Annotated in this window: 19 protein-coding genes; 3 read left to right on the top strand and 16 right to left on the bottom strand. The window is 34.2% G+C overall.

The genetic code is table 11. The features are described from left to right. Nucleotides 1-4: 4 nt before the first annotated feature. Entirely contained in the window at nucleotides 5-2860 is a 2856-nt protein-coding gene (locus CAP47_RS08515; protein WP_100776238.1) for a TonB-dependent receptor, read from the bottom strand. 135 nt (nucleotides 2861-2995) lie between these two features. On the opposite strand from CAP47_RS08515, the gene CAP47_RS08510 reads away from it, so the two are divergent. Next, nucleotides 2996-4033, top strand: a complete 1038-nt coding sequence (locus CAP47_RS08510; protein WP_100776237.1) for an endonuclease — start codon at nucleotides 2996-2998, stop codon at nucleotides 4031-4033. A 101-nt stretch (nucleotides 4034-4134) separates the two neighbouring features. Here CAP47_RS08510 and atpG read toward each other — a convergent pair whose 3' ends face one another. The 12 genes from atpG to CAP47_RS08450 all read right to left on the bottom strand — a co-directional run bounded on the left by atpG (nucleotide 4135) and on the right by CAP47_RS08450 (nucleotide 15078). Next, a complete protein-coding gene (gene atpG / locus CAP47_RS08505; RefSeq protein ID WP_100776236.1) occupies nucleotides 4135-5004 on the bottom strand; it encodes an ATP synthase F1 subunit gamma in 870 nt (289 codons plus the stop codon). Nucleotides 5005-5061: 57 nt separating this feature from the next. Next, the gene (atpA, locus tag CAP47_RS08500) at nucleotides 5062-6645 is read right to left on the bottom strand and encodes a F0F1 ATP synthase subunit alpha (protein ID WP_100776235.1); all 1584 of its coding nucleotides are present in this window, start codon (nucleotides 6643-6645) and stop codon (nucleotides 5062-5064) included. A 41-nt stretch (nucleotides 6646-6686) separates the two neighbouring features. Next, a complete protein-coding gene (gene atpH / locus CAP47_RS08495; protein ID WP_100776234.1) occupies nucleotides 6687-7217 on the bottom strand; it encodes an ATP synthase F1 subunit delta in 531 nt (176 codons plus the stop codon). A gap of 3 nt (nucleotides 7218-7220) precedes the next feature. Beyond that, entirely contained in the window at nucleotides 7221-7715 is a 495-nt protein-coding gene (locus CAP47_RS08490; protein WP_100776233.1) for a F0F1 ATP synthase subunit B, read from the bottom strand. A 91-nt stretch (nucleotides 7716-7806) separates the two neighbouring features. Continuing rightward, nucleotides 7807-8028: an ATP synthase F0 subunit C gene (gene atpE / locus CAP47_RS08485; RefSeq protein ID WP_093238488.1), complete on the bottom strand. Its 222-nt coding sequence runs from the start codon at nucleotides 8026-8028 to the stop codon at nucleotides 7807-7809. A gap of 33 nt (nucleotides 8029-8061) precedes the next feature. Further along, nucleotides 8062-9138: a F0F1 ATP synthase subunit A gene (gene atpB / locus CAP47_RS08480; RefSeq protein ID WP_100776232.1), complete on the bottom strand. Its 1077-nt coding sequence runs from the start codon at nucleotides 9136-9138 to the stop codon at nucleotides 8062-8064. 120 nt (nucleotides 9139-9258) lie between these two features. After that, entirely contained in the window at nucleotides 9259-9657 is a 399-nt protein-coding gene (locus CAP47_RS08475) for a hypothetical protein (protein ID WP_143521309.1), read from the bottom strand. After that, entirely contained in the window at nucleotides 9644-9889 is a 246-nt protein-coding gene (locus CAP47_RS08470; RefSeq protein ID WP_100776231.1) for an AtpZ/AtpI family protein, read from the bottom strand. Before CAP47_RS08470 ends, CAP47_RS08475 begins: the two co-directional genes overlap by 14 nt. Then, nucleotides 9843-10262 (bottom strand): polymer-forming cytoskeletal protein, encoded by a 420-nt coding sequence (locus tag CAP47_RS08465; RefSeq protein WP_093238500.1) that lies wholly within the window; start codon nucleotides 10260-10262, stop codon nucleotides 9843-9845. Before CAP47_RS08465 ends, CAP47_RS08470 begins: the two co-directional genes overlap by 47 nt. A gap of 7 nt (nucleotides 10263-10269) precedes the next feature. Beyond that, the gene (locus CAP47_RS08460; protein ID WP_238141012.1) at nucleotides 10270-12696 is read right to left on the bottom strand and encodes a tetratricopeptide repeat protein; all 2427 of its coding nucleotides are present in this window, start codon (nucleotides 12694-12696) and stop codon (nucleotides 10270-10272) included. 183 nt (nucleotides 12697-12879) lie between these two features. Next, the gene (locus CAP47_RS08455) at nucleotides 12880-13599 is read right to left on the bottom strand and encodes an ABC transporter ATP-binding protein (protein ID WP_093238506.1); all 720 of its coding nucleotides are present in this window, start codon (nucleotides 13597-13599) and stop codon (nucleotides 12880-12882) included. 3 nt (nucleotides 13600-13602) lie between these two features. Further along, nucleotides 13603-15078: a DUF5687 family protein gene (locus CAP47_RS08450; protein WP_100776230.1), complete on the bottom strand. Its 1476-nt coding sequence runs from the start codon at nucleotides 15076-15078 to the stop codon at nucleotides 13603-13605. 119 nt (nucleotides 15079-15197) lie between these two features. Between CAP47_RS08450 and CAP47_RS08445 the strand changes: the two genes are divergently transcribed. Continuing rightward, entirely contained in the window at nucleotides 15198-15734 is a 537-nt protein-coding gene (locus tag CAP47_RS08445) for a 3-hydroxyanthranilate 3,4-dioxygenase (protein ID WP_100776229.1), read from the top strand. Here the strand turns inward: CAP47_RS08445 and CAP47_RS08440 are convergent. From CAP47_RS08440 to CAP47_RS08430, 3 genes are all read right to left on the bottom strand, one after another. Further along, nucleotides 15731-17968 carry a patatin-like phospholipase family protein gene (locus CAP47_RS08440; RefSeq protein ID WP_100776228.1) on the bottom strand — a complete coding sequence of 746 codons (2238 nt, stop codon included), beginning with the start codon at nucleotides 17966-17968 and terminating at the stop codon, nucleotides 15731-15733. The two genes, CAP47_RS08445 and CAP47_RS08440, sit on opposite strands and share 4 nt — an antisense overlap. Beyond that, entirely contained in the window at nucleotides 17958-19763 is a 1806-nt protein-coding gene (uvrC, locus tag CAP47_RS08435) for an excinuclease ABC subunit UvrC (RefSeq protein ID WP_100776227.1), read from the bottom strand. Before uvrC ends, CAP47_RS08440 begins: the two co-directional genes overlap by 11 nt. A gap of 100 nt (nucleotides 19764-19863) precedes the next feature. Beyond that, on the bottom strand, nucleotides 19864-20613 hold the full coding sequence (locus tag CAP47_RS08430; protein ID WP_100776226.1) for a TerB family tellurite resistance protein: 750 nt from the start codon (nucleotides 20611-20613) through the stop codon (nucleotides 19864-19866). 183 nt (nucleotides 20614-20796) lie between these two features. On the opposite strand from CAP47_RS08430, the gene CAP47_RS08425 reads away from it, so the two are divergent. Continuing rightward, nucleotides 20797-21954 carry a homogentisate 1,2-dioxygenase gene (locus tag CAP47_RS08425; protein ID WP_100776225.1) on the top strand — a complete coding sequence of 386 codons (1158 nt, stop codon included), beginning with the start codon at nucleotides 20797-20799 and terminating at the stop codon, nucleotides 21952-21954. Nucleotides 21955-21979: the final 25 nt, after the last annotated feature.

Genomic DNA, 21979 nt, shown 5'->3' with positions numbered 1-21979 from the left:
TTTATTAAAATCTTAAGTAAACATTTAAATAATAGGTTGTTCCATAACCATAGTAATGACGGTTACCAAAAACGGCACCGTTAGAGCGGCTCATATCTTCTCCTCTTGTGTTGAAGTTAGATTTTCTGGTTTGTTCAAAACCACCAGTTTTATAGACTTCATCAAAAAGGTTACTTACTACAGCGAAGAAACCGATATATTTATCTCCAATTCTCCATGATTTTCCTCCAGTTAAATTAACAAGCATGTAATCATCAAACTTCTCTTGCTTTAGTAAGCCTCTTGCTTCTTCATTGTTATAATCAGAGAATTTAACACCATCATAATCAAGTGCGAAGTTGTCTGATCTCAGTAATCCACTTGGCGTGATATAAGAGTTTGAGAAATGGTTAGCAGTAACACCTACATTCCAATAATTTGGATCTCTATACTCAAAACCTAATTGAAAAACACGCTCAGGTCCACCAGAAACGTGAAGCTTTTTCATGTCAGTTTTCCCATCTCCAAAACTTAATTGTTGTCCAGGAAAATCTTGACTTGTCAAGTATATATTAGGATTATTATCATAAATATAATTTCCTACAGAACCTGCTGCTTTCAATTTTAATGTTGGCAAAATTTGCGCTTCAATACCAAACTCAACACCGTAGTGTTTTCTATCAATACCCGACATGACTTCTTGCACAAAAGCACTTCCATCATCAGCAGGCAAGCCAGTGATATCTTCAGTAAAATAAAAGGCTACATTTGTTTCATCTTGAAAACCAGCATAGAAACCAGTCACACGTGCATTTAATAATGGTGATTTATAGATATAACTTAAGTCTAAAGATTGACTTGTCACTTCAGTTAAACCATCAATAACCTCATGGTTCTGACGTGCGTTACTGTAAGAGTTTCTGATAGTCGGCGCATCTTGAGCATAAGAAAGGTTCATGTCAATTAAGTGACGCCCCGTGATTTTATAAACTCCACCTAATTTACCACCAAAAGTTGTAAAATCAAGTTTTTCACCTTTACCAAAAGATCCAGCACCTGGGAAGAATCCATTTTCGTAAAGACCAGTTCTTTGGTAATTTGTTTGACCAACTTTACCACCAACGTAAAAATCTAAGCGATTATATTTTAATTGCATTTGTGCAAAAGCATCATAAACTTCAGCATCAATTTCGTAGTTATATTTATAACGCTCACCTTCATAAACAAGACGGTTAGGATTATTTAAATCCGATTGCGCAAGGTCTTGTGCAACACCAGAAATAAAACCTGATTCTTCAGCAAAGAAGTCAATATCTAAATAACTTTGACCTCCAAGTAAATCTTCCATTTGAGCAAAGTTCTCACTGTTCAGCTTTTTATAATTCAAACGACCGTTTAAAGTCATGTTTTCATTGATTTTAGCTGTTAAGATAGAGTTTGCCATAATTTTAGAATCTTCAACTCTATCGCTGTATAAAGCGTAAACAGAATTGTCTCCTTTAAAGTTACGATTACCTCTGTACAGGCTACCCCAATCTAATTGACCTCCATTAACGAAAGCTTCTCTAGCTTCGTATGCACTTTGGAAATCAGCAGGTGTTGGGTTGTCATCTTGTAAATGGTAACTCGGCAAGTTTTGGTAATAATTAGCTGATGGATTTCTCGCACCACCTAAGTAAAATGGCTCACCAGTATTTGGATCAATTTCCAAACGTGTACCACCATTATCAATACGTGTTGTTGACATAAAACCGGTTTGGTAGCCAACGTTAGTATTTAACTTAATATCTTCATTGATATCCCAGTAATGGTTCAGCATAAAAACTGGTTCTTCGGTTTTACGAATTTTAGAGTTACGCTTATCATCACCATGCCATCCCCAGTTTGGGTTATAGCTTCTCCCTTTAAGCGCGACAACTTCCTCAGTTAAAGAAGTACTCATCCCTCTTCTGTTAGGCGCGTAAAAGCCTGTAAAGTTTAAGCTATGCTTATCGTTTAACTCTTTTTCAACAGCCACGAAAAATGAATTGGCATCATAAAGAGTTCCGTCTTTATAACCTTCTTCACCAAAACGACGCGAAAGAAGAACAGAATAAGACCAGCCTCCTTCTAAAGCACCAGAATTGTAACTTCCCATCACACGACCTTGGTAGCTTCTGTTAGAAGACGCATAAGAAACACGACCACCTTGACGCATTTTTGAAGCTCTCATGATAATGTTAGTTGTTCCACCAACATCACCAAAGTTGTAATCACTCGCTTTTGAGTTTCTTACAAAAACACGGTTACGCTGAACATCATTTAGTCCGCCCCAGTTTCCCCATGAAGGTCGACCAGAGTAAACTTTGTTCATTTCCAAACCGTTGATTAAAACTTTACCGCTCGCATTATCTAATCCTCTAGGATTGAAAAACGCAGCAGAAAAATCGTAAGCAGCAGCTCTTAAAAATGCATCTTGTGAAGATGCTAATAAACCTGAAATGTTGTATGCCGAAGCATCATCACCATCAAGCTCATTGTCCGTCAAACTAATTGTACTGATTTGAAGATTTTCTTTAGCAATATCGAATTCTAAAAACAAAGTTCCAACATCAAGTGTTTCACCTACGTTAATAACAATTGGATACCGACCAGTTGAAAATTCAACTTCATCAACAATTAAAAAATGTTCACCAAGAGGTAGATTTAACCCCTTAAATGTAAAAGACCCGTCCTTAAGTGATTCAACACTCAAATCTGATCCTTCAATACTGACAGTCGCTCCAGGAATACTTTTCCCTGAGACATCTTCGAGAACTTTTCCAACCACATTAGTTTGCTGAGCAAACATCTGTACGGTAAATAAAAAAGCGAAGAAGCCATAAATCTGTAGTCTACGCATGTTACTAATTTAAAGTTAAATTATTTCTTTTATTAACAGATAAAAGAAGATTACAAAAATAGTCATTAATTATTAATTCATTAACTTTACATCCCTAAATTTACGGCTTAACAAAAGAATAATACCCAAATAATTATGTCTAAATTAAAATTATTTACAATCATAGCATCTCTAACTTTAACATTTAGTTTTGCTCAAAAAAAAGATTATAAAGTGACAACAGTTGCATTTTATAATGTTGAAAACTTGTTTGACACAATTAACGATCCTACAAAATATGATGAGGCCCCTATCATGGAAATGAGTGAAAGCATAAGAGGTGATGTTTACATCAAGAAACAAAAAGGCTTAGCTAAAGTAATTAAACGCATCGGGGCTGAGTTATCTAAAAATGCTCCTGCAATTGTTGGCCTTGCCGAAATTGAAAATTTTGATGTTTTACAAGATCTTGTGAATGAGCCTGAATTAAAACAATACAATTATGGTATTGTTCATTATGATTCTCCTGACGAAAGAGGAATCGATGTTGCTTTACTTTATCAAAAAGGTATTTTTAAACCGACACATACAGGTAGAAAAGAACTGATTATGTATAGAAATGGTAGCAGCACGAAAAGAGATTATACAAGAGATCAATTATACGTGAAAGGCTTATTAGATGGTGATGAAATTCACTTTATGGTGAATCACTGGCCATCGAGAGGTAGTGAAGAAGCTAACAGAATTAAAGCAGCTAAATCTTCTCGCTCCGTTGTTGACTCTGTTATGAGCAATGATCCGAATGCAAAAATCATGATGATGGGGGATTTCAATGACGGACCTTACAACAAAAGTATTACTGATCACTTACACGCAAAAGGTAAAAAGAGACAAGTGAAATCGAAAGAGCTATATAACCCATTTGACAAACTCTTTAAAAGAGGAATTGGTACAATTGCTTGGAGAGATACTTGGGATTTATTTGATCAGATCATGGTGAGTAAATCATTGATCACTAAAGATTACTCAAGCTACCAAATGTATAAAGCTGGAATTTACAATGCTAACTTCCTTCAAACATCTGAGGGCAAATATAAAGGATATCCTTTTAGATCATTTGCAGACGGCGGCTTTACAGGAGGATACAGTGATCACTTCCCTGTCTATATTCACTTGATTAAAGAAGCTAATTAAACTTCTAAAAAAGACTACAAATAAAAAATCCTCGATTGAAATTTCAATCGAGGATTTTTTATTGAGTTGAGCTTCTAATTTAATAAAAGCTTATTTTAAACTTAAGCGCTTAAAGCTTCAGCACCTGCAACAATTTCTAAGATTTCATTAGTAATTGATGCTTGTCTAGCTTTGTTGTAAGAGAGTTTAAGATCATCTCTTAATTCCGTTGCGTTGTCTGTTGCTTTGTGCATTGCAGTCATACGCGCACCATGTTCAGATGCTACTGAATCTCTTATAGCTTTAAACAATTGTATTTTTAAGGACTTAGGGATTAACTCCTTAATGATATCAACCTTATTTGGTTCATAAATATATTCAGTCGCATTTGGCGAAACTTTGGTCTCACCAACTTCAGTTTCTAGAGGTAAAAATTGCTCTTCTTTAATAATTTGAGTTGCAGCATTTTTAAAGCTATTATAAACCAAGATGATTTTATCATATTGACCTTCTGCGTATACTTTCATGAGGTATTCAGCAATTTCTTTGACATTGTCATATTCTAAATGATCAAAAACTTCATTGTTGTTATGTATTACATTGAAGTCTTTTTTTAGAACATCATCGGCTTTTTTACCAATTGTCAATAAATCAATTGTCGCTGCATCATCAAATTGTTTTGAAACGAGTTTTGAACGCTTCACAATATTTGTATTGAAAGCTCCAGCCAAACCTCTATTTGATGAAATCGGAACGATCAAAACCTTACTCACTGGTCTAACTACCGTGTAAGGACTTTGCGCCTCACCATCAAGAGAAGCACTAAGATTTTGAAGTAGTTCTGTTAATTTTTCAGCATAAGGACGCATTCTTGTAATTGCATCTTGCGCTTTGCTCAACTTTGCAGCCGAAACCATCTTCATGGCACTCGTGATCTGCATCGTTGATGAAACAGAGGTAATCCTATTTCTTAATTCTTTTAAGTTAGCCATATTCTAATCAATGAATAATTAGAAAGAGTAGGTTTATGAAAACCTACTCTTTACAATCTAATTTGTATATTTTTCAGCGATTTCTTTCGCCACTCTCTGAAGTGTATCAGTCACTTCTTCAGTTAATTTTCCAGATTTTAAAACATCAAGAACATCTTCTCTATGTTTCATTTCTAAGAAATTTAAGTAATCAGTTTCAAATGCTTTCACTTGATCAACTGGTACGTTTCTAAGTAGGTTTTTAGAACCTGCATAAACGATTGCAACTTGGTGTTCAACCGGGAATGGGCTAGATTCACCTTGCTTAAGAATCTCAACGTTACGTTTACCTTTCTCAATAGTTGCCATTGTAGAAGCATCTAGATCAGAACCGAACTTAGCGAAAGCCTCAAGCTCTCTATATTGTGCTTGGTCAAGTTTTAATGTTCCTGCTACTTTTTTCATTGATTTAATCTGAGCCGAACCACCAACACGTGATACTGAAATACCAACGTCAATTGCAGGACGAACACCAGAGTTAAATAAATCAGTTGTCAAGAAAATTTGACCATCTGTAATCGAAATAACGTTTGTAGGAATATATGCAGAAACGTCAGCTGCTTGTGTTTCAATAATTGGTAAAGCTGTTAAAGAACCTCCACCTTTCACTTTATCTTTTAAAGATTCAGGTAAATCGTTCATTTGTTTAGCGATATCATCATCATTGATCACTTTAGCAGCACGCTCTAATAATCTTGAGTGCAAGAAGAAAACATCACCAGGGTATGCTTCACGACCCGGTGGACGTCTTAGTAATAAAGAAACCTCACGGTAAGCAACAGCTTGTTTAGACAAATCATCATAAACAATTAAAGCTGGGCGACCTGTATCTCTAAAGTACTCACCAATAGCAGCACCTGCCATTGCTGAATAAACCTGCATTGGAGCAGGATCAGATGCATTAGCCGCAACAATAGTTGTGTAAGCTAAAGCGCCTTTTTCTTCTAGTAAGTTAGCAATACCTGCAACAGTAGAAGCTTTTTGACCAATAGCAACGTAAATACAGAAAACTGGTTCGCCTCTATCGTAAAATTCTTTTTGGTTCAGGATGGTATCAATACAAACAGTTGTTTTACCAGTTTGTCTGTCACCAATCACAAGCTCACGTTGACCACGACCAACAGGAACCATTGCATCAATAGCTTTAACACCAGTTTGCATAGGTTCAGTTACAGGTTCACGGTAAATAACACCTGGCGCTTTACGCTCAAGTGGCATTTTAAAAGTTTCACCTTCAATAGCGCCTTTACCGTCAATTGGTTCTCCAAGTGTGTTCACAACACGTCCTACAATTCCTTCACCAACATTGATAGAAGCAATTTGTTTTGTACGTTTTACAGTATCACCTTCTTTAATTTCAGAAGATGTTCCGAATACAACGACACCAACACTAGCTTCTTCTAGGTTAAGTATCATTCCGTTTAAACCACTTTCAAACTGGACTAATTCACCGTACTCAGCATTGGTTAAACCATAAACATTGGCAATACCATCACCAACTCGGAGCACTGTTCCAACTTCTTCTAATGATGCTTCAGATTCGAAGCCTGAAATTTGCTTTTTTAAAATTGCCGAAATTTCAGCAGGATTTACTTCAGCCATAACTTTATTGTTGCATTAAATGGTCATTAAGACCGTTGCTTTTAATTTAAAAATTCTCTTTTCAAGGCGTTTAAATTACCTTGTGCACTTGCATCAAATTGCAAGTCTTTCAGTTTCAATATAAATCCACCTAAAATAGATTCATCAATTTCGTTTTTAATCTTCGCAGAATAGCCAATAACATTTTTAATTGTTTCTTGAACTTTTGCCTCAACTTCAGGAGTTAAAGCAGTTGCAGTTACAACAGTTGCTTCCTGAATATTGTGAAGATCTTTATATTTAGAAATAAATTCAACAGCAACAAGCATCAGAATATCAATTCTATTATTAGTTGCTAATGTTTTGAAAAGTTCTTGCACCAATTGATCCGTTTGCTTAAAAACATCAACTACTACATCAAGTTTAGTTGATAATTTAACGACAGGACTAATCAAGACAGCGTTCAGTTCCTTATTCTGATCTATTGTTTGATGGATTAGCTCCATATCCCTATAGACTGCCTCCAGCTTATTTTGCTCTTGCGCAAGCTCAATCGTAGCTTTTGCATATCGGTATGCTGCTCTTCTACTCATAGTTTAGTTAGCTTTAACGTCGTCAAGCATTTTGTTGACAAGTTCCATTTGAGCTTTGTCACTATTTAATTCTTTTTTGACAACCTTTTCTGCGATATTAATTGAAAGCTCAGCAACTTGTGCTTTAATTTCTTTAATAGCAGCCTTCTTCTCAGCCTCAATCACTTCTTGCGCTTTATTAAGGATGTCATTTGATTTAACCGTTGCATCTTCTGTTGCCTCGGCAATAATATTCTTTTTCATCTGCTGCGCTTCTCTCAACATTTCGTCACGTTCAGCACGCGCCTCTTGAAGCATTTTCTCATTATCAGCTTTAAGATTTGCCATCTCAAGCTTTGCTTTTTCAGCAGATGCTAAAGCGTCATTAATAGACTCTTCTCGTTTTCTTATCGACCCTAAAATAGGTCTCCAAGCGTATTTTGACATCAAGAAGATCAAGATTAACAAAACGATTACTTGCCAAAAGAACAATCCAAAATCAGGTTTTATTAACTCCATAGTTTAAATAATATCTAGTATTAATTTAATTTTTTAATTAAAGCACTTCTCTCTAACCAATCGTTAGAGAGAAGTACTTTTGTTCAATGTCTTACTTAAGCACACCTAATAAAGCTGCTACTACACCGAATAACGCAACACCTTCAACAAGTGCCGCTGCAATAATCATTGCAGTTTGGATTTTGTTTGCTGCTTCTGGTTGACGAGCGATCGCTTCCATAGCTGACGCACCGATTTTACCAACACCAAATGCTGCTCCAAAAACTGCTAAACCAGCTCCTAAAGCTGCCAATCCTACATATAATAACTCCATAGTAAAAAAAATTAAAAAATTAAAAAATTAAAATTAATGATGTTCTTGTACGGCTGCTCCTATAAAAAGCGCCGATAGCATTGTAAAAATAAAAGCTTGTAGAAATGCAACTAAAAGCTCTAATACCATAATAAATAATGCAAATGGCACCGAAATACCAGCTACACCTACGTTTTCTAATATAAAAATCAAACCTAGCAAACTAAGAATGATGATATGTCCCGCTGTAATATTCGCAAATAAACGAATCATCAAGGCAACAGGCTTGATAATTAAACCTATCAATTCAATTGGCGCTAATAAAATTCTTACCGGAACAGGCACGCCAGGCATCCAAAAAATATGAGCCCAGTAATCCTTATTACCATTAAAAACAATTAAAATCAAAGTAAATAAACCTAAAGCAACTGTCACCGATATATTTCCAGTAACGTTAGCCGCACCAGGTAAAAGACCTAAAAGGTTTGTCACCCAAATAAAGAAAAAGACAGTCAACAAGAAAGGCATAAACTTCTTGTATTTTTTTTCACCTATTTGTGGTCTTGCAATATCATCTCTAACAAAAAGAACCAAGGCCTCCAAAGCATTGTTCATACCTTTAGGTGCATGAGCATTTTTCTTGTGATGACTTGCCAAGCTTAAGAAAAAGAACAACATGACAATCACGGTTAAAAACATTGCAGCAACGTTTTTAGTGATAGATAGATCAAGCGGCTCAACTGCATTTGCAGGATAGCCATCCTCACCCATCTTTAAAGTATTTTCACCAGCATCTAACTGATAGATTCCTTCATGATAATTCACGAACTTCAATCCATCTCTTTCTACAACATTTTGACCTTCAACATCGTGATGAAATTCGCTTGACATAAAAGCCACCAGACCAGCATCTGTATATAATATAACAGGTAAAGGAAGTGTAAAAGAATTATCACCACTTCCAAAAAAGTGCCACCCATGCGCATCACCAATATGATGCATAATCATATCTGTAGGGTTAAATTCTTCTTCCGCTTCTGCGATATCTTTATTAGCAAATGATGCAAATGGTAACATTGTAAAAGCTAATGTTAGCGCCATTACTATCCTTAAAGATTGGTTTGCTTTCATAGTACCCGAATTGTGCTCTCTAAAATTTCGGTGCAAAGATATACTTTTAATCTTTATTAGAAAGCCTTGCTATAAAAAATATACTTTCTTATCAATTAGCCCTATTTTATTGAAATAGTTCTACTTAGCTCGAAGCAGCTTCACCACAAATAAAGTTTCGAATAAAAGGAAAAGAAAGTAAGGAATGAAAAAACTAAATATATCTAAAGTGATGTGATTATTATCTGAATCATTAAGAATAACTGGAAGAAGAAAAATAATCGAAAAAAACATTTTAACCAAACCTAAGCCTATAAACGCAAAACCTGTTTTGTCACTAAAAGCCTTGTCAATCATCAGTAAAACTGTGTAAATAAGCAAGGTCATAAAAAACAAAAAAATGTAAGTGATAAAGGTTGGGTAATAAATATTCACATCTAAACTTATTTCTATAATTAGATACTGAACCAAACCCGACAAAACAGCAAATGGAATTAAATATTTGATGAATTTCAGAAAAGATTGTTTATGTATTATCATCATTTAAGTCTTTGACTGATTTATAAACCTGATAGAGCGATATAAAAACGCCTAACAAGGAACAAGATATTGTAAATACTGAAAATTTATTTTCATATTTACCGTCAATCCAAATCCCCAAAAGGACGCCTCCTAGAATCACGATGATCATCTGAAAAGCTAAGCCTGAGAAAGTAACCCAGTTACTAAGCGGTTTCTCCTTTTTTTTGTTTTCTTTTCCTTCCTTTTTCATCATTCAAGGTTTTAACACCATCTTTCATCACGCAGGTTGCATTAAATAAAGCTCCTGGTTCAATAGATAATTTATCAGTGATTACTTCACCTTCAATATGGGCGGATGACTTTAAACTCAACTGGGATTCAACAATTAATTTACCTGTAAACTTGCCTTCAAAATCTGCACTATGACATTTAACCTCTCCTTCTACACATCCTGATTTACCAACGACAATTCGTCCTGGTGTTTTAATTGTTCCTTCCACCTTACCATCGATCCTAAAGCTCCCTTGAGACTCAATATCACCTTTAAATGTTGTGCCTTGAGCAATTTTATTTTGTTCTTTTGTCAAATCTTGTTTTGGATCTTTTTTCTTTTCTGAAAACATAATCGTTTTATTTATTTTTGAATTCTTCGTTCATTTTATAAATCTGAATCACCCTATAATTATGAGATGATGCTATAAAGTAAGAAGTCGAGTTTAATTCTTCAAGCTTTTCAACTAATTTCTTGGCCAAACCTTGACCGCCAAGTTTTGAGTTAAGACCATGAACAATCAAGAAAGTTAAATTATTACTGTAAGCATCTTTGGTTAAGTTAAAACCATAACCCATTTCTTGGATTTCATTTTTAATCATTTCATTCAACTCATCAACATTAACATCAGCAATGATTTCGAAGACAAGTTTAAACTCCTCTGCTTCAGCTTCATCTGTAAACTCAGCTTTTGCGACTTTTTGATCTAATTGATTGTATCTGTCCTGCGCATACTTCCCTTCTTTTGATTGCGGATAAGTCAATGCGACATAATTCAATGCTTTTTTATAAGCCTTCATCCCATCAACACGTCCAATAGCTTTTGCTTTCAACAACTCAAACTTAGGGGCAATATTCGTTCCTGTAAATTGCGCCGAGTAAGCATTACATTCTGCTATGACAGAAGTATAATCTCCACTTTCATATTTCTTGTAAGTCTGGTAATAAATATTTTGTGGGTTATTCGCATCACTTGCAAATGCTTCTGGATTTCTAATAATTTTAGCGTAATTAGATTCAGGATGATTTTGTAAAATATCATTTTTCCACTTCAGCTCCTTAGAGCTTTCTCCCGTATCTTGATAAATTTTATATAAATAAAATTTTGAAGGTAAAATAAGACGTTCTTCTGGGTTTTGCTTCAAAACAGATTCTAGTTTATCAGTTGCCAAATCGTAACGTTTGAATTTTTCCTTATAAATTATCCCTAATTGGTAGTAAGCAAAATTTCTATCATCAGAAATTGAGTCAATGACTTTTTGCTCTGTAGGAATTTGAGAAATATAAGTTTCAGGATCGTATTTTGGAGATTTGAATTCTTCTTCCATCGGGTCGACATCACTATCAGCTCCTTGGGCTATTGCATCATTAGACTTCTGAGGTTTCATACGCCAATTGTCTGCTAGTTTAAGCTCACCCCAAGTTTTTGTAAATTGTTTGTAAGCGCGTTGTTTTAAATTTTCATTATAAAAAACTGATGCGCCTTGCACTGGAGCTCTCGAAGATCTTTGTTTAAAACCTTGACCTATTTTTAAAGCTTTATCTGAAGTGAAAACACTCTTCGCCTCCTCTTTAAGTGAGTCAACATGCTTTTCAAAGTAAGCTAAACGCTCATTTTCAGAAGCATCAACTAAATATAAAATACTATCGTTCTTATTTGCAATCGCTTCATATTTAATGACATCATCCAGATTTTCTCTTTTTTTCTGAATTCTTATTTTCTCACGTGTTCTTTCTGTCAAGTTAGTGAGCGTACTATCATAATATTTACCTGATGTCAGATATGAAGCACGGTTAAAGTAAATATCGCCCAAATCTTTGTAGGCTTGCGCTTTTAAATAAGGATCTTCTGAACTTTCTTTTAACGATGCGTTATATGATTCTACCGCCAAATCAATGGAATCAAGCTGATTGAGATAGGCTGCTCTTTCATAATGGATAAAATCTAAAAAAGATCGATTTTCTCTGTCTTCAATTAATTCATTAAAAAACAGATCCGTTTCATCATATGCTAAATTCTCATAAGATTCTGTTTTCTTTTGCTCTAGAAAAGCGTGAATTCTATAAGTTCTCGGTGTTTTTCTATTGAGCTCTATGATTTTTTCAAAAGCTAAGTGTGCGCTATCTTTCTGATTAAGTTCTTGATAAACTTGTCCTTTTATGAAGTAAAGTCTGCCTTTTAGAGCATTGTCTTTGGTTAAACCGATTGCTTCGTCAATTGTTGGAATTGTTTGTGAAATTTCATCAATTTCTAAGTAAACCTCAGCTAATGATGTTAATGCTAAAACACGCACCTCATCATCCATTTCTTTAGTATTAACAAGGTTCTCTAGATTCTCAACTGCTTCTTGGTAATAACCAAGACGCATATTTGCTTTTTCATTCCAGATCTTGACTTCGTTGACGGTACTGCTTTTCGGGTAGTGATTTAAGATAAAACTAAAAGCATCTTTTGCAGGTATAAATCTTTGATCGAAATATCGTGATTTGCCAAGCAAGAGAAAGGCTTCATCCATTTGCGGATTGTATTCTTTACCACCAACATACATGGAGTGCTTCTGAATAGACTTTGTTGCCTTTTCTTCAGCTCTTATAAAGTTTTCATTACGATTTTCGTCATTAAGGCGCTCTTGATCTGGTAAAACTTGCATACGCTCTATAGGAAGAATTTTCCAATAATCTTCTTGATACGAGTCGTGTAGTTCTTCTTGACCTTCTTTTAAAGCAATATTCCCATTATAAAGTATATTATAATAAGTTCCCATTGCATGGAAATTTCTATTCAAGAATTTGTCCTTTTTTCTGGAACAACCCAAAAGGCTCAGGATAATAAAAGAGAAAAAACCTAGGTAAAGAAGTGATTTTTTAAACATATAATTAAAGCTAGCGCAAACATAACTAATTTTCAGCCTGTTTATTATGTCTTACAAAAATAGATTTTTAAAAGAAATTAAGAACTTTTTATGACATCAATTCATCTCTTCTTGACCAAAATATGCATTTAATTCTTCTAATGTTGCCTCGCTCGTCTGTGTATCTTTCACGATTTCTCCTTTATTTAAAACGACAATGCGCTCACAAACTTCAGTGACATGCATCAAATCGTGACTGGAAATTAAAATTGTGACTTCATTATTGTCCGATAATTCTTTGATAATCTTTTTCAAACGAATTTGTGTTGTTGGGTCTAAATTTGCAAAAGGCTCATCTAAAATAATGACTTCAGGATTTCCGATAAAAGTTGCGACAATACCTACTTTTTTCTGGTTTCCTTTAGATAAATCTCGTAAATATTTTTTTTGATTTAAAATTTCTCCATGAAAAAAATCAGAGAAACCAGCTAGTAATTCGTCCACTTCAGCTTTTGATACGCCACGTAAATCTCCAATAAAATAGAAATATTCTTCAGCTGTAAGATAACCAATCAAGAAACTTTCATCAATAAATGATGATGTAAAAGGTTTCCAATCTTCACTTTCACTCACAACAATATTTTTGCTTGTAATCTGACCTGTTGTTGGCTGAATTAAATCTAGAAGCATACTGAAAAAAGTTGTTTTTCCAGCGCCATTATTTCCAACTAGACCAAAACTTTGTCCTTTAGGAATTTCTAATTCAGGGATGTTTAAAACCTCGACACCTTTATAGGCTTTAGTCAGATTCTGAGTATTGATAAGTATATTTTCCATAGTTTATTTCTTTTCGTCAAAAGCAGCAATTGTTTTATATTTGCCCTTCTGATAGACTTTTTCAATTTTATTTAAAAAAACATTTTTCAACAACAACCCAACAACGCCGCTCAAACCAAGCACAATCAATCCTGCGTCGAAGCTGATTAATTTATAAGGTATGTAGAATAAAAGCATTGGACCAAATATTTTTGGTAAGCTAATTAAGAGTTGCGCTGGGCTAAAACCATTTGTGTTTGAGAATGCTTTTGCTTTTTGATTCAGCTCAACTGGCACGCGATTGAGAGCACCTCCATAAAGTGTAATAAAAGTGTTTAAACCTATATTAAACAAACCGCCAGCTAGAATCATGGCGTAAATATCCCAACCAAAATAAAGATAAGGCAAACTTAAAATTGTGGAAATAAGGGTTGCGAAAATCATCAAATACAATTTTGATTCTAAATATTGACGATAAGGAATATTCTGGCTCATCATCAATTTATAATACTCACTATCCCAAGACGGTACAAGCTGACCAAAAGTGAGTAAAAATCCACCTGTAATAAACATTGACGCAAATGCCAAAATGACCGGAATCTCTGAATACATGTCTTGTGTGTAAAAAATTAATCCATAAAAAAGAAAGAAAAATGAAGTCAGCAAAACTTGTTTTGGACGTGCATTTCTTAAAATCATTTTGACATCGTTTTTCAAGAAAATTGAAAGTTTACCAAATCGATCTAAAAAACTGAGGTTATAAGATTTAACGTCAGATGCTTTTTCAACAATAGCACCGTCGATATAAAACTGCTTAAAAATGAAATTATAATTTATTTTGAAAAGTAAATACAGAAGAATCATCGGAATAAGTATCCAATATAAATCTGTATAAATCGCATAAAAAGCTGTCCCGAAATAGCTTGCAATATCAATAATTCCGTAAAAGTTGAGAGCCAACAAAGTTGCGACTAAGCCTAAGATTATGAAAAAGTAAACTTTAGTTTTATTGATTAAAAAATTGGCGTAATTAATAGAAAAACCAATACAAATAAATGAAAGCAACCAAACTAATGTCCCAATAACATCATAAGATTTAAAAAGCAAAACACCTGCGATAGGGACAAAGAAAAACATTGGCAGAATGTTGAAAAACGATAGATTTGTTTTAAAAAGCAAAAACCTGACAACCGCCGACCTTTTAATAGGCAGAATTAGTAAAGGCTTTATATTCATCACAGGGAGTTGCTGTAAGAAATAACGAAAAGCCAAATCGCCTAAAACGTAATAAATCAAATAATTATTTAAAACCTTAAACGGATCTTTTTCTGGGAAGGCTTCTTCTAAGCCAAAAATAACTGCAACACCAACAAAAACTGCCATTGCTAAGAAATATAAAGCTCCAAAAGCCAAAAGAATTTTGATTGCTAAACCTTTTTGGAAATATGAAGATCTGGAAAACTGTTTCCATTCTAAACGCACGAAACTTCTAATTTTCATGATATACAATTTCTTTATTTGTTGTTAACAATCACTTTTTGTTACACGTAAAACTATTTTTTTTAATTGAAATTGATACTTTTAAAAACAAATAATTACTTTTATAGAAAATCTTTATTATGCCTGTTTCAGCTCCTTTCAATTTAAATAAGTGGATAGAACAAAATCGTGATCTATTAAAACCGCCTGTCGGAAATAAAAATATTTATAAAGATGCTGGTGACTTTATCGTGATGATTGTAGGCGGACCAAATGCCAGAAAAGATTACCACTACAATGAAACAGAAGAATTGTTTTACCAGCTTGAAGGCCAAATCGAAGTTCACATTCAGGATGAAGGCAAGAAAAAAACGATGAAATTAAGTCCTGGTGATATGTATCTGAATCCTGCCAAAGTTCCGCATTCACCCGCTAGAAAAGAAGGTTCAGTTGGTTTAGTTGTTGAACTAAAGAGAAATCACTTGGATGGTGAAGATGGTTTGATGTGGTTTTGCGATAACTGCAATCATAAACTACATGAAGTCTATTTTCCTTTAAATGATATTGAAAAAGATTTCTTGAGTCACTTCAAAGATTTCTATAGTGATGAAGAAAAAAGAACTTGTGATGAGTGTGGTACTATTATGCCTGTTGATGATAGGTTTACAAAGGATTAAAACCAATAACCAAGACTGATATACCATTCTGCCTTTTTAACTTCTGGCGAATATGAACCTATTAAATGTATTGGCCCCAAAAAAGTTTCAAGACCATAACCAAGTGCGTAACCTGAAAAGCTAGGTTCAGAAAACCAATCTCCATCTTTAAACAAATCATCATCTAGATTTGCAAAATTAGCGTAGGCTAAAATATGATGGTTTTGTATAAAATTATAATCCAATCGCAGATCTCCTTTGATGTAACTGTTTCCTGAGATTGTAAAGAAATCATAACCTAAAAAGTGCTGAAAGTTATTGATGGTTTGGTTTCCATAACCTCCTAAATAAAAATTCATACTTGCTAAATCCTCATTACCAATTGTAAAACCAGCTTCACTTGATACAAAAGCATTTAGCTTTGGAAATATTTTGAAAGCTTTTGAAACCTTTCCTTTTATTATTGAGAACTCAGAATAATCATCAAAAAAAGGCAAATAAATATTCATTTTCCCTTCAAATAAAAACCCTTTAGATGGAAAAAACTCATCATCCAAACTATCAAATTTAAAATAACCGTATGGACTTGTCAGCATTGAATTATCAACTTCAGTCACTTGATTATTCTCATTTTGATCCAAAATAATTGTGTTTGTGGTTGCACTCAAGTGTTTATATTCAGCACCCAAACCAAATCTCATACTATCAAATAAGCGGGTTTCTACAAAAAATTGATTTGTAAAATCCTTGAATAAAAGTCTCACTTCATTGATGTCAGCTGAAGGTATTTGCGTGTTATCAACAATAAATTGAAAGTCAACATCATCTGAAAAACGATTATAACTAGAATTGAGTCCGATACTCCAATAGCGACCTTTGTCAATAAAATAGCTGAAATCATATCTTATATTTTCACCAATAATAAAGTCAATTGACGTGTGATCATTTTTAAAAAACAAACTTTTCCTTGTGAAATTAACCAAGGCTGATGTTTTATAAAGTTGATCATAATGCGCGCCAAACCTCAAATAAGTATCAACTTTATTTTCATAATTTTCAAGATTGAGAATATAACCTTGACCATCTTTATCAAGGCTGTAATGAATTTTATTAAAGTTATCGGTCGAAGCCAAGTTATTCAAGCCATTATTTAATTGCTGATAAGCGATTTTTTTGTTTTGCTCTACATTTAATTTCCCAACTATATAACTTCTTGGGTAATCCGAATCACCTTTAATTCTGATAGAATTTATCGTCAGGCTGTCAACAATTTTTAGTCCTTGCTTAGGTTTTAAAGGTTTTTGTAAAACAGCTATTTTCTTTAACTCTGTCATGACAGAATCTCCAGAGACTTCTCCTCTTTTAATTATTTCTGATCCTTTATCAAAAGACATAATGGTGTAATCTGAAATATTTGGTTTGATATACAAATCTGTCAACTCCAACTTAGGCTTCATCGCATTGATTGTCCTAAAGTTATTGACTTGTGTAAAAATATCAAGACCACTTTTAAGGTTTTCGCGTGTCATCAAACTGTCTTGCACATCAACACCAATAATGAAATCGACACCTCTTTTTTCCATTTCCTCAACAGGATAATTATTTAAAACACCTCCATCAATATAGAGTTTATCTTCAATATTAACTGGCTGAAACAATGTTGGTATTGAGCCACTAGCTGCCATAGCTACAGCTAATCTCCCTTGAGTGAGAATTTCAGCCTGCCCTGTTTCTACATTTGTGACGATGCAATAAAAAGGAATTGGCAACTCATCAAATTTTTCCTTTTGAATATGCGCCGTGAGTTGGGCTAAAAGATTATAAATATTTTGACCCTTTGAAATACCTGAAGGAATTGTCGGCTTAAAATCATCAAAATTCAGACGGATCGCATAGCGCACAGATTGTTTTTTCTCAAAATAAGTTTTGGATTCTCTAGGGAAATCATCTTGAATCAGTTTTTTAAAATTCATTTGTCTGAAAACTGAATCCAATTGATGTGTTGAATAACCCGCAGCATAAAGTCCGCCAATAATAGCGCCCATGCTCGTTCCGCCAATTTCATCAATACGAATGCCAGATTCTTCAATTTTTTTGATCACACCAATATGTGCCAAACCCTTTGCACCACCTCCGCTTAAAACAAGCCCTACACGCAGATCCTTATTAGAACTCTTCAAGGAATCCAAAACTGTGTTTTGAGCTGAAAGCAAACTCACAGTAAAAATCGTAATGATTAAAAATTTAATTTTCATGAGGCTTTACTTTATAATATTCTAATATTTTCTGAGCTCTAGATTGCCCTACAACTGCGGCTAAATCTTCTTTTGAAGCTTTTTTAATTTTTGACAAAGATCGGAAATGTCGCAATAAATCTATCGCAGTTTTTTCACCTATACCAGGTATTTTTTCTAATTCAGTATCAATTGCAGCTTTGCTTCTTTTATTCCGATGAAAAGTAATGCCAAATCGGTGAGCTTCATCTCTTAGACGCTGAATAATTTTTAATGTTTCAGACTTTTTATCTAAATAAAGTGGATATTTATCTCCAGGATAAAAGAGCTCTTCTAGACGCTCAGCAATCCCAATAATTGGTAACTTCCCTCGCAAGCCTAGTCTCTCCAAAGCTTGTAAAGCAGAAGAAAGCTGACCTTTTCCACCATCAACAACCACAAGCTGTGGCAAATCCTCATCCTCTGCCAACACGCGTTTATAACGTCTGTAAACCACTTCTTCCATTGAAGCAAAATCGTTTGGCCCTTCAACAGTTTTGATATTAAATTTACGATAATCTTTCTTGCTTGGTTTTCCGTTTTTAAAAACAACACAGGCCGCCACAGGATTTGTGCCTTGAATATTTGAATTATCAAAACACTCGATATGTCTTGGTTCTTCATGCAAGCGTAAATCCTTTTTCATTTGCGCCATCAATCTATTGGTATGCCGCTCAGGATCAACAATTTTAATTTGTTTAAAACGCTCCATTCTGTAATACTTAGCGTTGCGCAGTGACAAATCGACTAAAGCTTTTTTATCACCTAATTTTGGCACAGTCACTTTAATATTTTCGCCTAAATCAACTTCAAATGGAACTAAAACTTCTTTTGACAAACCTTCAAAACGTTGACGAATTTCGATGATGCCTAACTCTAATAAAGCTTTATCATCTTCATTCATTTTCTTTTTCAATTCAAGTGTTTGCGATCGAATGATTGCACCATGCTTCACTTGTAGAAAATTAATATATGCAAAAGCCTCGTCACTTTTGATGCTAAAAACATCAACATCACTAATTTTTGAGTTGACGACAGTTGATTTAGCTTGGTAATTTTCGAGTGCTTGTATTTTTTCTTTAATCTTCTGTGCTTCTTCAAAACGCATGTTTTCAGCTAAAGTTTGCATTTGTTTTTTAAAAGCATCTAAAGAATCTTTAAAATTTCCTTTTAAAATTCGCCTGATTGAGTTGATTTGTTCAGCATATTCTTCTTCTGTTTGCAGACCTTCACAAGGCGCCATACAATTGCCAATGTGATATTCTAAACAGCGCTTATATTTTCCCTGTTCTACTTTTTCTTTAGATAAATCGTAGTGACAAGTTCTGAGCTGAAAAAGTCCGTTAATCAACTCTAATAATATTTTAACCGTATTTTTTGTCGGATAAGGTCCAAAATATTCACTGCCATCTTTAATTAAATGTCGAGTGGAAAAAACACGTGGAAATCTTTCTTTTTTGATGCACAACCACGGGTAAGTTTTATCGTCACGTAACAAAATATTGTAACGTGGTTTGAGTTTCTTGATCAGATTATTTTCAAGTAATAAAGCATCAATTTCAGACTCAACAACAATGTGTTTAATGTCCTTAATTTTAGAAACTAAAATCTCCGTTTTTCGATTGTCATGCTTTTTTGTAAAGTATGAAGAAACTCTTTTTTTGAGATTTTTAGCTTTTCCAACATAAAGAATCTTGTCTTCTTTATCATAATATTGATAAACTCCAGGACTTTGCGGAAGCGTTTTTAGAATAAGATCAATGGATGGAGAAGACATTTTTGACTGAAAAAATTTAAAGTAAAGATAAAAAAGCTAATTGATAAACGCGTAGAATCAAACCTTAAAAGGGAATTAAAACTTCTAACAAAAAAGCTTTTTATAAACCGCGTTCCTTTTGTATTTTCTCGTAGGCTTCTTGCACTTTTGTAAACTTCTCTTGAGCTCCTTTTTGGTGTACTTCATCCATGTGTTGTAATTTATCAGGATGGTATTTTTTAGCCATTGTTCTGTAAGCTTTTTTAACTTCAGCATCAGAAGCAGATTTCTCAATTTCAAGAATTTTATAAGCATTGTCGGCTGATTGGAAAAACATGGCTTTGATGCTCTCAAAATCTTGATGACCAACTCTCAAATGTTGCGCGATATTTCTGATCACTTGTATTTCAGAATCTGAAACATGCTGATCAGCATTAGCGATATTAAATAAAAAGTGAAGCACTTGCAAACGCACTTCATAGCTTAAGCGAGGTCTGAGATAAGCGCAAATACGATCCGCTGAAATCTCTCTGTTTTTTACAACATTATTGAAAGTTCTAAAAGTTGCATTGGCACGCTCTTTTCCGTAAGATTGGACGAAATACATCCTTACAAAATCCATTTCGGACTGAGAAACGCGACCGTCAGCTTTAATGACTAAAGAAGACAAAGACAATAAGTTCAGCTCAAAATCTGATGGAGAAACACTGCTTTTTGGCGACTCATCGAACATATCAAAAAAAGAACCTGAACCACGAGATTTAGAAGATGTAAAGAAAATTCTTTCCAGAATACTTCCTATCAACAAACCTAAAATAGCGCCGCCTAAACCTCTAATCGCAAACCCGATAATTGCAAATAACCACTTCAATACTTATCTTTTTGGCTTGCAAATATAAGCTAATTGATAAGTTTTAAGAGGAAAATCAATTGAGTTTAAGAAAAATCATAAAAGACAAATATTCAAAAACTTAACGTTTAAGTTCTGATGATGGTGAGTTTTTTATTTCGTTTTTACATCTATTTTATAGATATTTGGAAAAACATAAGAACTATGCCTTTTTATCATAAACTCGGAAAAATTCCGCATAAACGCCACACGATTTTCAAAAAACCTAATGGCGATCTTTATTATGAACAATTATTTGGCACAATAGGCTTTGATGGTATGTCGTCTAATCTTTACCATGTTCACAGGCCAACTCAGGTTAAAGAGATCAAATCTTCTTATGATGTCAGTCCGAAAATCACAATTGATAACAACATCAAATCTTACAGGTTTCACGGTTTTAAAACAACGCCAGAAGATGACTTTTTAGAGAGCAGAAAAACGGTTTTACATAACAGTGATTGCAGTATCACTTTAGCAGCACCAAGACAGTCAACGAAAGATTATTTTTACAAAAATGCGGATGCAGATGAGCTTCTTTTTATACATAAAGGAAAAGGAAAACTTCGCACGCAATTCGGAAATTTAAATTTCAAATACGGCGATTATTTACTTGTCCCTCGTGGTGTGATTTATAAAATTGATTTTGAAACTTCTGATAATAGACTCTTTATTGTTGAATCAAGAAGACCAATATATACACCAAAGAGATACAGGAATCATTTTGGCCAGTTACTCGAACATTCTCCATTTTGCGAACGCGACATCAGGCAACCTTACGAGCTTGAAACCAATGACGAAAAAGGAGATTTTTTGATAAAAGTGAGAAAACAAGACCGTATTTTTGATATGGTTTACGCCACACATCCTTTTGATGTTGTGGGTTACGATGGTTATAATTATCCGTACGCATTTTCAATTCACGATTTTGAACCTATCACAGGTCGCGTGCATCAACCGCCGCCAGTGCATCAAACTTTTGAAACAGATGCGTTTGTGGTTTGTTCTTTCTGTCCAAGACTTTACGATTACCACCCAGAAGCAATTCCTGCACCTTACAATCACAGTAATATTGACAGTGATGAAGTTCTTTATTATGTTGATGGCGATTTTATGAGTCGAAATGACATTGAAGCAGGACATATTTCTTTACATCCCGCAGGCATTCCGCATGGGCCACATCCTGGCGCAGCAGAACGCAGCATTGGAAAAACTGAAACAGAAGAATTAGCCGTGATGGTTGACACTTTCAAACCTCTTCAGGTGACTGAAGAAGGAATGAAAATCGCTGATGACAGCTACCATAAATCATGGCTTGAATAAAATAAACAATCACTAAAACTAAAAT

It is taken from the genome of Psychroflexus sp. S27 (assembly GCF_002810405.1).
Classification (GTDB): domain Bacteria; phylum Bacteroidota; class Bacteroidia; order Flavobacteriales; family Flavobacteriaceae; genus Psychroflexus; species Psychroflexus halocasei_A.
The sequence above is the reverse complement of the archived record's forward strand: the minus strand, read 5'-3'. Positions and strand labels throughout refer to the sequence as shown.

Coding starts and splice junctions, on each gene's coding strand:
- uvrC (WP_100776227.1), bottom strand. CDS start 19,763: ATGTCTTCTCCATCCATTGATCTTATTCTAAAAACGCTTCCGCAAAGT.
- atpE (WP_093238488.1), bottom strand. CDS start 8,028: ATGGAGTTATTATATGTAGGATTGGCAGCTTTAGGAGCTGGTTTAGCA.
- CAP47_RS08455 (WP_093238506.1), bottom strand. CDS start 13,599: ATGGAAAATATACTTATCAATACTCAGAATCTGACTAAAGCCTATAAA.
- CAP47_RS08490 (WP_100776233.1), bottom strand. CDS start 7,715: ATGGAGTTAATAAAACCTGATTTTGGATTGTTCTTTTGGCAAGTAATC.
- CAP47_RS08450 (WP_100776230.1), bottom strand. CDS start 15,078: ATGAAAATTAGAAGTTTCGTGCGTTTAGAATGGAAACAGTTTTCCAGA.
- CAP47_RS08440 (WP_100776228.1), bottom strand. CDS start 17,968: ATGAAAATTAAATTTTTAATCATTACGATTTTTACTGTGAGTTTGCTT.
- atpG (WP_100776236.1), bottom strand. CDS start 5,004: ATGGCTAACTTAAAAGAATTAAGAAATAGGATTACCTCTGTTTCATCA.
- CAP47_RS08425 (WP_100776225.1), top strand. CDS start 20,797: ATGCCTTTTTATCATAAACTCGGAAAAATTCCGCATAAACGCCACACG.
- CAP47_RS08445 (WP_100776229.1), top strand. CDS start 15,198: ATGCCTGTTTCAGCTCCTTTCAATTTAAATAAGTGGATAGAACAAAAT.
- CAP47_RS08470 (WP_100776231.1), bottom strand. CDS start 9,889: ATGAAAAAGGAAGGAAAAGAAAACAAAAAAAAGGAGAAACCGCTTAGT.
- atpA (WP_100776235.1), bottom strand. CDS start 6,645: ATGGCTGAAGTAAATCCTGCTGAAATTTCGGCAATTTTAAAAAAGCAA.
- CAP47_RS08515 (WP_100776238.1), bottom strand. CDS start 2,860: ATGCGTAGACTACAGATTTATGGCTTCTTCGCTTTTTTATTTACCGTA.
- atpB (WP_100776232.1), bottom strand. CDS start 9,138: ATGAAAGCAAACCAATCTTTAAGGATAGTAATGGCGCTAACATTAGCT.
- CAP47_RS08510 (WP_100776237.1), top strand. CDS start 2,996: ATGTCTAAATTAAAATTATTTACAATCATAGCATCTCTAACTTTAACA.
- CAP47_RS08475 (WP_143521309.1), bottom strand. CDS start 9,657: ATGATAATACATAAACAATCTTTTCTGAAATTCATCAAATATTTAATT.
- CAP47_RS08465 (WP_093238500.1), bottom strand. CDS start 10,262: ATGTTTTCAGAAAAGAAAAAAGATCCAAAACAAGATTTGACAAAAGAA.
- atpH (WP_100776234.1), bottom strand. CDS start 7,217: ATGAGTAGAAGAGCAGCATACCGATATGCAAAAGCTACGATTGAGCTT.